At 72.1% G+C, this 12,884-nt stretch carries 12 protein-coding genes; 5 read left to right on the forward strand and 7 right to left on the reverse strand.

Going from position 1 to position 12,884, the window contains the following annotated elements; translation table 11 throughout:
* Positions 1–629: 629 nt before the first annotated feature.
* The gene (locus tag AC1P0E_RS05320) at positions 630–1,832 is read left to right on the forward strand and encodes an amino acid deaminase/aldolase (RefSeq protein ID WP_482740979.1); all 1,203 of its coding nucleotides are present in this window, start codon (positions 630–632) and stop codon (positions 1,830–1,832) included.
* Positions 1,833–1,883: 51 nt separating this feature from the next.
* Here AC1P0E_RS05320 and AC1P0E_RS05325 read toward each other — a convergent pair whose 3' ends face one another.
* The 3 genes from AC1P0E_RS05325 to AC1P0E_RS05335 are packed head-to-tail and all read right to left on the reverse strand — an operon-like array spanning position 1,884 to position 5,465.
* A complete protein-coding gene (locus AC1P0E_RS05325) occupies positions 1,884–2,690 on the reverse strand; it encodes a 3-oxoacyl-ACP reductase (RefSeq protein ID WP_482740980.1) in 807 nt (268 codons plus the stop codon).
* 4 nt (positions 2,691–2,694) lie between these two features.
* Positions 2,695–4,083 carry an aldehyde dehydrogenase family protein gene (locus AC1P0E_RS05330; RefSeq protein ID WP_482740981.1) on the reverse strand — a complete coding sequence of 463 codons (1,389 nt, stop codon included), beginning with the start codon at positions 4,081–4,083 and terminating at the stop codon, positions 2,695–2,697.
* A gap of 8 nt (positions 4,084–4,091) precedes the next feature.
* Positions 4,092–5,465, reverse strand: coding sequence for a glutamine synthetase family protein (locus tag AC1P0E_RS05335; RefSeq protein WP_482740982.1), 1,374 nt, complete (start codon positions 5,463–5,465; stop codon positions 4,092–4,094).
* Positions 5,466–5,542: 77 nt separating this feature from the next.
* Here AC1P0E_RS05335 and AC1P0E_RS05340 point away from each other — a divergent pair, with 77 nt between their 5' ends.
* The 3 genes from AC1P0E_RS05340 to AC1P0E_RS05350 all read left to right on the forward strand — a co-directional run bounded on the left by AC1P0E_RS05340 (position 5,543) and on the right by AC1P0E_RS05350 (position 8,603).
* Positions 5,543–6,271: a FadR/GntR family transcriptional regulator gene (locus tag AC1P0E_RS05340; RefSeq protein WP_482740983.1), complete on the forward strand. Its 729-nt coding sequence runs from the start codon at positions 5,543–5,545 to the stop codon at positions 6,269–6,271.
* A 118-nt stretch (positions 6,272–6,389) separates the two neighbouring features.
* The gene (eat, locus tag AC1P0E_RS05345; protein WP_482740984.1) at positions 6,390–7,859 is read left to right on the forward strand and encodes an ethanolamine permease; all 1,470 of its coding nucleotides are present in this window, start codon (positions 6,390–6,392) and stop codon (positions 7,857–7,859) included.
* A gap of 27 nt (positions 7,860–7,886) precedes the next feature.
* On the forward strand, positions 7,887–8,603 hold the full coding sequence (locus tag AC1P0E_RS05350) for a gamma-glutamyl-gamma-aminobutyrate hydrolase family protein (RefSeq protein ID WP_482740985.1): 717 nt from the start codon (positions 7,887–7,889) through the stop codon (positions 8,601–8,603).
* 255 nt (positions 8,604–8,858) lie between these two features.
* Here AC1P0E_RS05350 and AC1P0E_RS05355 read toward each other — a convergent pair whose 3' ends face one another.
* A complete protein-coding gene (locus AC1P0E_RS05355) occupies positions 8,859–9,314 on the reverse strand; it encodes a hypothetical protein (protein WP_482740986.1) in 456 nt (151 codons plus the stop codon).
* Positions 9,315–9,350: 36 nt separating this feature from the next.
* Positions 9,351–10,316, reverse strand: a complete 966-nt coding sequence (locus tag AC1P0E_RS05360; RefSeq protein ID WP_482740987.1) for a LysR family transcriptional regulator — start codon at positions 10,314–10,316, stop codon at positions 9,351–9,353.
* Between the two features lie 70 nt (positions 10,317–10,386).
* On the opposite strand from AC1P0E_RS05360, the gene AC1P0E_RS05365 reads away from it, so the two are divergent.
* Entirely contained in the window at positions 10,387–11,526 is a 1,140-nt protein-coding gene (locus AC1P0E_RS05365; RefSeq protein WP_482740988.1) for a TDT family transporter, read from the forward strand.
* Here the strand turns inward: AC1P0E_RS05365 and AC1P0E_RS05370 are convergent.
* Together AC1P0E_RS05370 and AC1P0E_RS05375 are read right to left on the reverse strand one after the other, a co-directional pair.
* Positions 11,465–12,217 carry a helical backbone metal receptor gene (locus AC1P0E_RS05370; RefSeq protein ID WP_482740989.1) on the reverse strand — a complete coding sequence of 251 codons (753 nt, stop codon included), beginning with the start codon at positions 12,215–12,217 and terminating at the stop codon, positions 11,465–11,467. The genes AC1P0E_RS05365 and AC1P0E_RS05370 overlap by 62 nt on opposite strands.
* Positions 12,198–12,755 carry a helix-turn-helix domain-containing protein gene (locus AC1P0E_RS05375; RefSeq protein WP_482740990.1) on the reverse strand — a complete coding sequence of 186 codons (558 nt, stop codon included), beginning with the start codon at positions 12,753–12,755 and terminating at the stop codon, positions 12,198–12,200. The genes AC1P0E_RS05370 and AC1P0E_RS05375 overlap by 20 nt, the downstream gene beginning before the upstream one ends.
* Positions 12,756–12,884 lie beyond the last annotated feature (129 nt).

Below are 12,884 nucleotides of genomic sequence, written 5' to 3' on the forward strand. Positions count from 1 at the left end.
GGCGGGCGGCCCGCCGTGGGTAGCTGCGGCGGGCAGCGGCAGCCGAGTGGAGTACCGCTGCGCCGTGGCGGCGGCCGGGCCGGCTGCGGCAGGCCGCGGCCCCGGGGTGGTGGCGGTGGCATCGGCCGCGAGTGGGGACTCGGGCGGCATGGGGGCGTGGCCGAGCGGCATGGCGGGTGGGGACTGGCTGCCTGCGGGGGGCTGCGGAGTGCCCGTGCCGGAAGGGGACGAAGCGCGGAAGGCGCCCGCCGAAAGCTGCGGCCGGCCCGAACCCGCGCCGGAAGGGGACGAAGACTGCGGCCGGCCCGCGCCCGCGCCGGGAGCCGTGGCGACCCAAGGGGTGGTCGGTGGGCGCTGTGGCTGGGGCGGCGGAGGGGCGTCTGGGGCGGATGAGGGGTGGGGTCGGAGGGGGGCACGGTGTGCCTCGGTGCTCATCCGCCCCCCTGTTCGTGGTTCGCCCGGCCTGTGCCCCGATCGCCTTTGGGGGCAGGTCCGTTCGAGTCGTCCTCACCGCGTGAGCGCCACTCTACGGGCTGCCGCGAGCCTGGCGGGAACCAGTCCCCGGGCTCGCGGCATCTGACCGGATCATCCCCCTACCCAGCGGTAATCCGCTCTGGCAAGCTCTGGCCATGACACCGCGCGCTGCTGACCGGGCCAGGTACGACCGGGCCACTGCCCACCTCGACGCTCCCCTCGCCGTCGTCGATCTGGAGGCGTTCGACGACAACGCCGCCGACCTGGTCCGCCGGGCGGCCGGCAAGCCGGTCCGGGTGGCCAGCAAGTCCGTACGCTGCCGGGCGCTGCTGGAGCGCGTACTGGCGAGGGACGGGTTCGCGGGGCTCATGTCGTTCACGCTGGCGGAGTCTCTGTGGCTCGCGCGCTCCGGGTTCGAGGACGTGCTGCTCGCGTATCCGTCCGCGGACAGGAGCGGGTTCGCGGAGCTCGCCGCTGATCCCAAGCTCGCCGCCGCCGTGACCGTGATGGTCGACGATCCGGCGCAGCTCGACCTGATCGAGCGGGCGCGGGACGGCGGCCGGGAGGAGATCCGGGTCTGCCTGGAGCTGGACACGTCGTTGCGGCTGCTCGGCGGCCGCGTCCGGATAGGGGCGCTGCGTTCGCCGCTGCGTGAGCCCGCCCAACTTGCCGAGCTGGCCCGCTCGGTGGCCCGACGCCCCGGCTTCCGCCTGGTCGGCATCATGGCGTACGAGGGACATGTGGCCGGCGTCGGCGACTCGCTCGCCGGCCGGCCGCTGCGCTCCCGCGCGATCCGGGTCATGCAGAACGCGGCGCGCAAGGAGCTGGCCGCCCGCCGGGCGGCCGTCGTGCGGGCGGTACGGGCCGTGGCCCCCGACCTGGAGTTCGTCAACGGCGGCGGCACCGGCAGCGTCCAGCACACCGCCGCCGAGCGCGCGGTGACCGAGATCGCCGCCGGCTCGGGGCTGTACGTACCGCGGCTCTTCGACAATTACTCGTCGTTCACGGGACGGCCCGCCGCCCTCTTCGCCCAGCCCGTCGTCCGCAGGCCGGGGGTGGGAGCGGTGACCGTGCTGGGTGGCGGCTATCCCGCCTCCGGGGTCGCCGGCCTCGACCGGTCGCCCGTCCCGTATCTCCCGGAGGGACTGCGGTACGACCCCCAGGAGGGGGCCGGTGAGGTGCAGACGCCACTGATCGGCTCCGCCGCCGACGATCTGCTGATCGGCGACAAGGTGTGGTTCCGGCACGCGAAGGCCGGCGAGATGTGCGAGCGGTTCGACGAGCTTCACCTCGTCGAGGGCGACGTGGTGACGGCGACCGTACCGACGTACCGGGGTGAGGGGCGGACGTTTCTGTAGGACGAAGGCCCGCCGGGCCGGGGGTGTCCGGCCCGGCCCGCCCCTGCCCGCTTAGAGCGGGGTCACGTACGCGCCCGCGATGCCCCCGTCCACCAGGAAGTCCGTCGCGTTGATGAACGACGAGTCGTCGCTGGCCAGGAACGCCACCGCCGCCGCGATCTCGTCCGCCTCCGCGAAACGGCCGACCGGGATGTGTACGAGACGGCGCGCCGCCCGCTCGGGGTCGCTGGCGAACAGCTCCTGGAGCAGGGGCGTGTTCACCGGGCCGGGGCACAGAGCGTTCACGCGGATGCCCTCGCGGGCGAACTGCACGCCCAGCTCGCGCGACATGGCGAGGACCCCGCCCTTCGACGCCGTGTACGAGATCTGGGACGTGGCCGCGCCCATGATCGCGACGAACGACGCGGTGTTGATGATGGAGCCGCGTCCCTGGCGCTGCATGTAGGGGATGGCGGCCTTGCAGCAGAGGTAGACGGAGGTGAGGTTGACGTCCTGGACGCGCTTCCACGCCTCCAGGCCCGTGGTGAGGATCGAGTCGTCCTCGGGCGGCGAGATGCCCGCGTTGTTGAAGGCGATGTCGACCGAGCCATAGGTGTCGTACGCCGTCTTGAAGAGCGCGTCGACCTGCTCGGCGTCGGTGACGTCGACCCGTACGAACGTGCCGCCCACCTCGTCGGCCGCGGCCTTGCCCGCGATCTCGTCGATGTCGCCGCAGACGACCCGCGCACCCTCGGAGGCCAGGCGGCGCGCGGTGGCGAGGCCGATGCCGCTGCCGGCTCCGGTGATGACGGCGGTACGTCCGACCAGGCGGCGGCAGACGATGGAGTCGGCCCCGGCGGTCTCAACAGTCTCGGTCATGGTCTCAGGCCTCCGTGCTGATGAAGATGTTCTTGGTTTCGGTGAAAGCGGCAAGCGCGTCGGGGCCCAGTTCGCGGCCGAGTCCCGACTGCTTGTAGCCGCCGAAGGGGGTCGAGTAGCGGACGCTGCTGTGGGAGTTGACGGAGAGATTTCCCGCCCTGACTCCCTGGGAGACGCGCAGGGCCCGGCCCACGTCCCGCGTCCAGATGGAGCCGGACAGGCCGTAGTCGGTTGCGTTGGCGAGGCGGACCGCGTCCTGTTCGTCGTCGAAGGGGAGGACCACGGCGACGGGGCCGAAGACCTCCTCCGTCGCGGCGGCCGCGTCCGGGCCGACGCCCGTGAGCACGGTCGGCGCGAACCAGAACCCCGGCCCCTCGGGGGCACTGCCACGGATCGCCTCCGCGCCCTCGGGGACGTACGAACGTACCCTCTCCAGCTGGGACTTGGAGATCAGCGGGCCCATCTGCGTCTTGTCGTCCGACGGGTCGCCGACGACCACGCTCTCGATCGCGGGGCCGAGCAGTTCCAGGAAGCGGTCGTACGCCGTGCGCTGCACGAGGATGCGCGTACGGGCGCAGCAGTCCTGGCCGGAGTTGTCCAAGAAGGACATCGGGGTGGCGGCGACGGCGGCCTCGATGTCGGCGTCGGCGAAGACGATGTTGGGGCTCTTGCCGCCGAGTTCGAGGGTCACGCGCTTCACTCGGTCGGCGCACCTGGCCATGATCTGCTTGCCGACGCGGGTGGAGCCGGTGAAGACGATCTTCGCTACGCCCGGATGCTCGACCAGCGCGTTGCCCGCGACGTCGCCGGCTCCCGGCAGGACCTGGAACAGGTTGTCGGGCAGACCGGCTTCGAGGGCGAGTTCGGCCAGGCGCAGGGCGGTCAGCGGTGTCGTTTCGGCCGGCTTGAGGATGACCGCGTTGCCGGCGGCGAGCGCGGGCGCCGTGCCCCAGGCGGCGATCGGCATGGGGAAGTTCCAGGGCGCGATGACCCCGATCACTCCGAGCGGTTCGAGCAAGGTGATGTCCAGGCCGCCCGCGACCGGGATCTGGCGGCCGCTGAGCCGCTCCACTCCCCCGGCGGCGAAGTCGAGCAGGTCGCGTACGTTGCCCGCTTCCCAGCGGGCGTTGCCGAGGGTGTGGCCGGCCTCGCGGACCTCCAGCAGGGCGAGTTCCTCGATGTGCTCGTCGACCTTGGCCGCGAAGCGGCGCAGCAGCCGGGCGCGGTCGGCGGGCGCGGCGGCCGCCCAGGCACGCTGCGCGCCCGTGGCCCGTACGACAGCCGCGTCGACGTCGGCGGCGGTGGAGGCCGCGACGGTGGCGATGACCTCTTCGGTGGCCGGGTTCAGGATGTCGTGCTCGAAGGAGGAGGAAGGGGATGAGGAGGAGGGCAAAGCGGGCCTCACAGTCGTTCGAAGGAGCGGCGGAGCTCCCAGTCGGTCACCGCGGAGTCGAACGCCTGGAGTTCGACCCGCGCCATGTTCCGGTAGTGCGCGACGACTTCGTCACCGAAGGCGGCCTTGGCGATGGGGCTGTTCTCCCAGAGCTCGGCGGCCTCCCGCAGCGAGGTGGGGACGTGCGCGTAGTCGCCGGTATAGGCGTTGCCCGTACAGACCTCGGGGAGTTCGAGTTTGTGCTCGATGCCGTAGAGGCCGGCCGCGACCAGGCCCGCGACGGCGAGATGCGGGTTGACGTCGCCGCCGGGCAGCCGGTTCTCGAAGCGCATGGAGCGGCCGTGACCGACGACGCGCAGCGAGCACGTGCGGTTGTCGTGGCCCCAGGCGACGGCGGTCGGGGCGAAGGAGCCGGGCTGGAAGCGCTTGTACGAGTTGATGTTGGGCGCGTAGAGGAGCGAGAAGTCGCGGAGGGCGGCCAGCTGTCCGGCGAGGAAGTGCCGCATGACGGGGGACATCCCGTCGGCCGCCGCTTCGTCCGCCATGACGTTGCGCCCGGCCTCCTCGGTGGACTGCAAGGAGAGGTGGATGTGGCAGGAGTTGCCTTCGCGCTCGTTGTACTTCGCCATGAAGGTGAGCGAGACGCCCTCCTGGGAGGCGATCTCCTTGGCACCCGTCTTGTAGATGGCGTGCTGGTCGCAGGTGACGAGGGCCTCGTCGTACTTGAAGACGATCTCGTGCTGGCCGGGATTGCACTCGCCCTTGGCCGACTCGACGGTCAGGCCGGCCGCGGTCATGTCGTTGCGGATGCGGCGCAGGAGGGGTTCGATGCGGCCGGTGCCGAGGACCGAGTAGTCGATGTTGTACTGGTTCGCGGGTACGAGGTCCTTGTAGTCGCGGTCCCAGGCCTCCTCGTAACTGTCCTTGAAGACGATGAATTCGAGTTCGGTGCCGACGTGCGCGGTGTAGCCGAGTTCGGCGAGGCGCTCCAGCTGGCGGCGCAGGATCTGGCGGGGCGCGGCGACGACGGGTGAACCGTCGTTCCAGGCCAGGTCGGCGATGAGCATGGCCGTTCCGTCGTTCCAGGGAACGCGCCGCAGCGTGGAGAGGTCGGCGTGCATGGCGAAGTCGCCGTAGCCGCGGTCCCAGGAGGCCATCTCGTATCCGTCGACCGTGTTCATCTCGGTGTCGACGGCGAGGAGGTAGTTGCAGCCCTCGGTGCCGTGGTCCAGTACGTCGTCGAGAAAGAACTGGGCGGCGAACCGCTTGCCCTGGAGGCGCCCCTGCATGTCGGGGAAGGCCAGGACGACTGTGTCTATCTCACCGCTCGCCACAAGGGCGCGGAGCTCCTCAAGAGCGAGCGGGGGTGTGCGGTCTGCCACGGAAAGTTCCTCCTTCGGTCAGCCGGAAGCCATAAGGTATTGCTGAAGACCATTGCTTGGGAAGGGGAAACCGCAACGTGGCGAGCGAAATCGATTCTGCGGACCGCCTGACGCCCGTCCTGCGCCCCGTACGGGCGGGCAACGGGTTCGAGGAGGCGCTGGAGCAGATCCTCCAGGTCCTGCGTCTCGGCCTGGTGCCCGTCGGGGAGCGGCTGCCCGCCGAGCGCGAGCTGGCCGACCGGCTGCGGATCAGCCGGGTCACTCTGCGCGAGGTCCTGAAGGTCCTCCAGGACCAGGGGCTGGTCGAGAGCCGGCGCGGCAGATACGGCGGTACGTTCGTCATGCCGCACCGGGACGCCTCCGGCGAGGGTGAGCTGCGCCGGCGCGTGGAGTCCGTCGACGTGGAGGACGCGCTGCGCTTCCGTGAAGTGCTGGAGGTCGGTGCGGCGGGGCTGTGCGCGGCGCACGGGCTCACCGAAGACGGCGCGCGGCGGCTGCGGGAGGCGCTCGCGGCGACGCACGACGCGCCGCTGGCCGACTACCGCCGGCTGGACACCCTGCTGCATCTCACACTCGCCGAGCTGTCCGGATCGCCGACGCTGACCGCGCAGTACGCCGCCGTACGGGCCACGGTGAACGGGCTGCTCGACTGCATCCCGCTGCTCGTACGCAACCTGGAGCACTCTCAGCAGCAGCACACCGCCCTGGTCGAGGCGGTGCTCGACGGCGACGCGGACGGCGCGCGCGAGGTGATGCGCGAGCACTGCTCCGGCACGGCAGCACTGCTCCGGGGCTTCCTCACGTGACACGTGGCCCCGGACGATGCGGATCCGTAACAGCGGCTTAACGCACAGGCCTTGCGCTGGGACCGGCCGAACCACAAAGGTATGGCCACCCACCATTGACCCGAGGCAGGAGCGGCTCATGGCCGACAGCACCGACTCGCGCACCCCACCGACCCCTGCGGCACCGGCCTCCCCCGATGCCGACGTCGGCTATCTGCAACGGCGCACCCTGCGCCGGGGCAGCGCCGGCTGGCTGCTGCTCACCGGACTCGGCGTCGCGTACGTCGTCTCCGGCGACTTCTCCGGCTGGAACATCGGCCTGGCCGAGGGCGGCTTCGGCGGGCTCGCGATCGCGACCCTCCTGATGGGCGTGATGTACGCCTGCCTGGTCTTCTCACTCGCCGAGCTGTCCGCCATCCTCCCCACGGCGGGCGGCGGCTACGGCTTCGCCCGCCGCGCGCTCGGCACCTGGGGCGGCTTCCTGACCGGCACGGCCATCCTCATCGAGTACATCCTGGCGCCCGCCGCCATCTCCATCTTCATCGGCCAGTACGTCGAGTCGCTGAACCTCTTCGGGCTCACCGCCGGATGGCCGGTCTACCTGGCCTGCTTCGCCGTCTTCATCGGAATCCACCTGTGGGGCGTCGGCGAGGCGCTGCGCTTCAGCCTCCTCGTGACCGCCATCGCCGTGGCCGCGCTGCTGATCTTCGCGGTCGGCGCGTTCACCGAATTCAGCTCGGACAACCTCAACGACATCCCGGTCAGCAAGGACGCGTTCGGCGCCAACTCCTGGCTGCCGTTCGGACTGCTCGGCATCTGGGCCGCCTTCCCCTTCGGCATGTGGTTCTTCCTCGGCGTCGAGGGTGTTCCACTGGCCGCCGAGGAGGCCAAGGACCCCGTGCGCTCCATGCCGCGCGCCCTGGCCATCTCCATGGCGGTCCTCGCGCTCCTCGCCCTGATCACCTTCTTCGCCGCCACCGGCGCGCGCGGCTCGGCCGCCATTCAGGACGCGGGCAATCCGCTGGTCGTGGCGCTGCAGGGCGACGGCGATCCGACACCGCTCAGCCGCTTCGTCAACTACGCGGGCCTGGCCGGTCTCGTCGCCTCGTTCTTCTCCCTCATCTACGCCGGTTCGCGGCAGCTCTTCGCCCTCTCCCGCGCCGGCTACCTCCCCCGCTTCCTCTCGCTGACGAGCCGCCGCAAGGCCCCGTACCTCGGGCTGCTCATACCCGGCGCGATCGGCTTCGCGCTGGCGGCGGGGACGGGGGACGGCGCCCGGATGCTGAACATCGCGGTCTTCGGCGCCACCATCTCGTACGCCCTGATGGCGCTCTCGCACATCGTGCTGCGCCGCCGCGAGCCCGCACTCCACCGCCCGTACCGCACGCCGGGTGGCACCCTCACCTCGTCCGTGGCCTTCGTGCTGGCGCTGTCCGCGCTGGTGGCGACGTTCCTGGTGGACAAGGACGCGGCGTTCATCGCGCTGGGCGTCTACGTCGTCGCTCTCGCCTACTTCGCGTTCTACAGTCGGCACCGGCTCGTCGCGGCGGCCCCCGAGGAGGAGTTCGCGGCCCTGGCCGAGGCCGAGGCCGAACTCGAACGCAACTAACGCTCAGCACAACCGACCGGAGGTCCCGTGTCCAAGCCGCTCATCGGCATCAGCACCTACCTGGAGCCCGCCAAGTGGGGTGTCTGGGACATGCCCGCCGCCCTGCTCCCGGCCGGTTATCCGCGCCTCGTGCAGGCGGCGGGCGGCCTCGCCGCGATGGTGCCGCCCGACTCACCGTCGTACGCCGAGGAGGTGGTGGCCCGCCTCGACGGCCTCGTCGTCGCAGGCGGAGCGGATGTCGAGCCCGTACGGTACGGAGTCGAGCCGGACCCCCGCACCGGGCCGCCGGCCCGGGAGCGGGACGCGTGGGAACTCGCCCTGATCGAGGCAGCTTTGACGTCCGGTACGCCGCTGCTGGGCATCTGCCGGGGCATGCAGCTGCTGAACGTGGCACGCGGCGGCACGCTCGTCCAGCACCTGGACGGCCACACGGCGGGCCCCGGCGCCTTCGGGCGACACACCGTGCGGCCGGTCGCGGGCACGCGATACGCCTCGGTCGTACCGGAGGAGACGGGCGTACCGACGTACCACCACCAGGCGGCCGACCGGATCGGCGGCGGCCTCGTGGTGTCGGCGTACGCGGCTGACGGGACGCCGGAGGCCCTCGAACTGCCCGGGGAACAGTGGGTGCTCGGCGTCCAGTGGCATCCGGAGATGGGCGAGGACCTGCGGGTGATGGAAGCCCTGGTGGCGGCGGCCGCCGTCAGCCGGGCGCCGCGCCGGGAGCGACAGCTCCAGACGTGACGAGGCGCGGCTGTTCGCGGCGGGGATCACGTCGCGCCCCGGCACCCGCGCCGTCGGCCCCGCACACTTCGGTGGCGGGAGGGGGCGTGCCGGGGCGCTCCCCGCAGGGTGTCGAACGCAACCACCCCGAACGACAGCGAGTACCCGGACGTTCGGCACCCGAGGAGACGCCCCGGCGCGTCACCGACCCCCGGAGCTTCCGGCAATGGCGGGAGGGGCAGCGGCTGCCGCTGCCCTTCACTCCCGGACGCGCGCTCAAATACGACCCGACAGCAAGCGGGTGATCGGGCCCATGGAGCGCTGCTCCGCCTTGCGGCCCGCTATGAACGACGCGGCGCCGATCGCCACCGCGCCGGCGCTCGCACCCGCGACGACGGCCTTGCGCGCGTTGATCAGCACCCAGGCGGTGGACGCGGTCGACGCGACCTTGCCGGCCGCGGACCCCAGGGCCTGACGGCTCACCTCGACTCCCTTGACTCCGGCGGCCTTCGCGGAGCCGACCGCGTCCGTCGCCTTGTCCGTCACCTTCGTCGTGGTGTCGGCGGCGGCGGCCTTCGCGGTGCCCGCCGCGTTCGTGGCCTTACCGGAGGCGTCCGTCGTGGCGGCCTTCGCGGAGTCCGCCGCGCCCGTGGCCTTGCCGGTGGCGCCGTTGGCAGCACCGCCCGCTGTGGCGTTGGTCTTGGTCTTGGTGTTCTTGTCCTGTTCAGTCATGTCCTTCGGGTATCCGCTAAGGGCCGTGACAAACGGTCAGTCCTTCTCCAGGGCCGGCCGCGTCAGCCCCAGCAGGTCACGGGCGGGCCCCGTGGGCCGTGGTCCCGTAGGCCAGACCGCGCGCAGATCGCGGCTCATCCGTACACCCTCGACCGGTACTTCGACGAGGCGGCGGGAGGCCAGCTCCTCCCGCACCGCCAGTTCACTCAGCACGCTGGGGCCCGCGCCACTGACCGCCGCCGCCTTCACCGCTGTCGTGGAGGCGAGTTCGAGGAGCGGGGCGGCGAGGCCGCCGTACCCGGCGAGCGCCGCGTCGAGCACCTGCCGGGTGCCGGAGCCCTTCTCCCGCAGGATGAGCGAAGCCTCGGCGAGTTCCCGCGGGGCCACGGGGCGACGCCTGCGCGCCCAGGGGTGGTCCTTTGCCGCGACCACGACGAGCCGGTCGTGGCCGATGACCACGCCGTCGAGCCCCTCGGGCACGGCCAGACCCTCCACGAAACCCAGGTCGGCCTCGCCACTGAGCAGGCGCTGCGCGACGGCGGCGGAGTTCCCCGCCAGCAGCGACACCGCCGTACCCGGCCGCTGTCCGTGCAGCGCGATCAGCCAGCCCGGCAGCAGATATTCGGCGATCGTCATACTGGCCGCGACCCGCAGTCGCGAGTCCCGCCGCCCGCGCAGCGCCTGCGCCCCCGCGTCGAAGGCCTCGGCCGCCTCCACGACCCGGCGCGCCCAGTCGGTGACGAGCGCGCCCGCCTCGGTGAGGCGCGAGCCGCGCGGCGAACGGTCGACGAGGGCGACACCGAGCTGCCGTTCCATGGAACGGATACGGCTGCTCGCGGCGGGCTGGCTGATGCCGAGCTCCCGCGCCGCGCGCCCCAGGCTCCCGAGCCGGGCGACCCCCAGCAGCAGCTCCATGGCGCCGAGGTCGGGCACCCGGTGGGCGAGCGGGGCCCTGTCGCCGGAGGTGCGGTCCGCGTCGGACCCGGGGTCCTGAAAACTCATAAAGTCAGTTTATGACCTCATAGGGGAACCGTCCCTGGTGGGGGCCGCCTCGTCCATCCAATGTGGACGTATGGCCACCTATGCGCAGCCGAGCCCCCTCCTCGCCGCCCCCCGCCTGCCCGCGCTGCGCCATCTCGGCCCCAACTGGTACTCCACCGTCATGGGCACCGCCATCGTCGCCAACGCGGGCGTCGCCCTTCCCTTCGCGGTCCCCGGCCTGCGCGCCGCGTGCACCGTCGTCTGGGGGCTGTCGGCGGTGCTGCTCTGCGCGTTGCTCGTCGCGCGCGCCGGCCACTGGGCGTACCACCGCGACCAGGCGGGAACGCACCTCCTCGACCCCGCCGTCGCCCCCTTCTACGGCTGTCTGGCCATGGCGCTGCTCGCGGTCGGTGGCGGCACCGTGGCGGTGGGCAGCGACGTCATCGGCCCGGAGGCCGCCCTTGCCGCCGGTGCGGCGCTGTGGGGCGTGGGGACGGCCGTCGGTCTGGCGGCGGCGGTCGCGATCCCGTACCTGATGGTCGTACGGCACAGGGTGGAGGCCGGCAGTGCCTCGCCCGTGTGGCTGCTGCCGGTGGTGGCGCCGATGGTCTCGGCGGCGCTCGGCCCGCAGCTCGTCCCGCATCTGCCCCAGGGCCAGTGGCGGGAGGCGATGCTGCTCGCCTGCTACGCGATGTTCGGGCTCAGCCTGCTCGCGACGCTGCTGATGCTGCCGCTGATCTTCGGCCGCCTCGTCCACGGGGGCCCGCTGCCGCTCGCGCTGACTCCGACGCTTTTTCTCGTACTCGGCCCGCTCGGCCAGTCCACCACCGCGGTCAACTCGCTCGCGGACGTGGCGCCGGGCGCGATAGCGGAGCCCTACGCCGACGCGCTCGGCGCGTTCGCCGTCCTCTACGGCGTGCCGGTGATGGGCTTCGCGCTGCTGTGGCTGGCGCTCGCCGCCGCGATGGTGGTCAGGGCGGCCAGGAACGGCATGCCGTTCGCCATGACGTGGTGGGCCTTCACCTTCCCCGTCGGTACGTGCGTGACGGGCGCCGCCGGACTCGCCCGCCACACCGGGCTCGACGCCCTCGGCTGGCTGGCCGCCGGGCTCTACGCGGCGCTTGTCGTCGCCTGGGCCGTCGCGGGCGTACGTACGCTGCGCGGTCTGGTCAGCGGAGCGCTGCTCGCAGCCCCCGGGGCGCCTCGGCCAACGACGGCCCGTACCAGGTGAGATGGCGCCCGCTGACCAGCGCGGCGGGCTGTCCGGGAAAGGCCTCGGGACCGTCGTCGGCCGTGAAGCGGTAGGGCTCGTCCGGCAGTACGACGAGGTCCGCCCCGGCGGCGCGCAGTTCGTCGAGGGGGATGCGCGGGTAGCGCTCGGCGTGACCGGCGTAGAGGTGATCGACACCGAGTCTGGCCAGCAGGTCTCCGGCGAAGGTGTCGCGGCCCAGGACCATCCAGGGCCTGCGCCAGATGGGCACGACCGCCGTACGACGTGCGAGACGCGGGGACGGCTCGATCCCGTCCCATGCCGCCCGGGCCGCGTCCAGCCAGGCGGGGCGGGTGTTCAGCCCGCAGCCGTCGGCCAGGACCCGCTCCAGCTCGGCGAAGGCCTCGGGCAGGTCCCGGATCACGGTGACCATGACGGTGAGTCCGGCCTGCCGCAGGGCGGCTAGATCGGCTTCGCGGTTCTCTTCCTCATTGGCGATCACGAGGTCCGGGCGCAGCCGCAGGACCGCCTCGACGTCCGGGTTCTTCGTGCCGCCGATCCGTACGACGCCGAGGTCCGCCGGATGGCTGCACCAGTCGGTCGCCCCGACGAGCAGGCCGGGCGCGCTGACGGCCACGGCCTCCGTCAGGGACGGTACGAGCGAGACGACGCGCACGGCCGGGCCCGCCCCGTCAGCCGTCGGCTTCGGCATCGTGACCGACGGTTCCGGCCGCCGCGACCACGAGGATCCGGGTGCCGGGTTCGGTGGCCCGCCAGCGGTGCCGTACGCCACCGGACAGGAACAGCGTGTCACCGCGCTCCAGCCGGTACGCCCGGCCCTCCGCCTCCACCTCGGCGGCACCTTCGGCGATGTACATGAGCTCGTCGCCGTGGTGCTGGAACTCGCGCCCGGTGTCCTGTTCCCCGGTGTACTCGGTGGCACGCAACTGGTGCCTCCCGCGTACGACGCACCGCACACCCGTGCCGTCGCCGTCGTCCTCCCCGGCTCGTACGACATCCACCGTACGACCAGAGTCCGCCGCGGCGATCAGCTCCGCCGCGGAGGTCTCCAGCGCCTCGGCCACCCGTTCCAGGGAACGGGTGCTGGGTCTGGCGCGCTCGTTCTCGATCTGACTCAGGAACGGCACGGAGAGCCCACTGCGGGCCGCGACCGTGGCCAGGGTGAGGGCCAGGGACTTGCGACGCCTCCGGACGGCCGTACCGACCCGAAGAGTTTCCTTGTCGTCCATAGCTCCGGCTCCCTCCCTGTCTCGTGGTCGTCAACGTCTCGTGGTCGTCAGCACTGGGTGCAGCCTACGCAGCTTCGCTCGCCGGTTTCGTACATACGTCAGGGAAGGCCCCCTGTCCAGGACAGCACC

This window comes from Streptomyces sp. TRD_SC_5, assembly GCF_056836825.1.

What these genes read in the sequence shown, in the direction of transcription:
- AC1P0E_RS05375 (WP_482740990.1), bottom strand. Translation starts at nt 12,755, where the DNA reads ATGGACGACAAGGAAACTCTTCGGGTCGGTACGGCCGTCCGGAGGCGT.
- AC1P0E_RS05360 (WP_482740987.1), bottom strand. Translation starts at nt 10,316, where the DNA reads ATGAGTTTTCAGGACCCCGGGTCCGACGCGGACCGCACCTCCGGCGAC.
- AC1P0E_RS05320 (WP_482740979.1), top strand. Translation starts at nt 630, where the DNA reads ATGACACCGCGCGCTGCTGACCGGGCCAGGTACGACCGGGCCACTGCC.
- AC1P0E_RS05355 (WP_482740986.1), bottom strand. Translation starts at nt 9,314, where the DNA reads ATGACTGAACAGGACAAGAACACCAAGACCAAGACCAACGCCACAGCG.
- AC1P0E_RS05325 (WP_482740980.1), bottom strand. Translation starts at nt 2,690, where the DNA reads ATGACCGAGACTGTTGAGACCGCCGGGGCCGACTCCATCGTCTGCCGC.
- AC1P0E_RS05370 (WP_482740989.1), bottom strand. Translation starts at nt 12,217, where the DNA reads ATGCCGAAGCCGACGGCTGACGGGGCGGGCCCGGCCGTGCGCGTCGTC.
- AC1P0E_RS05365 (WP_482740988.1), top strand. Translation starts at nt 10,387, where the DNA reads ATGGCCACCTATGCGCAGCCGAGCCCCCTCCTCGCCGCCCCCCGCCTG.
- eat (WP_482740984.1), top strand. Translation starts at nt 6,390, where the DNA reads ATGGCCGACAGCACCGACTCGCGCACCCCACCGACCCCTGCGGCACCG.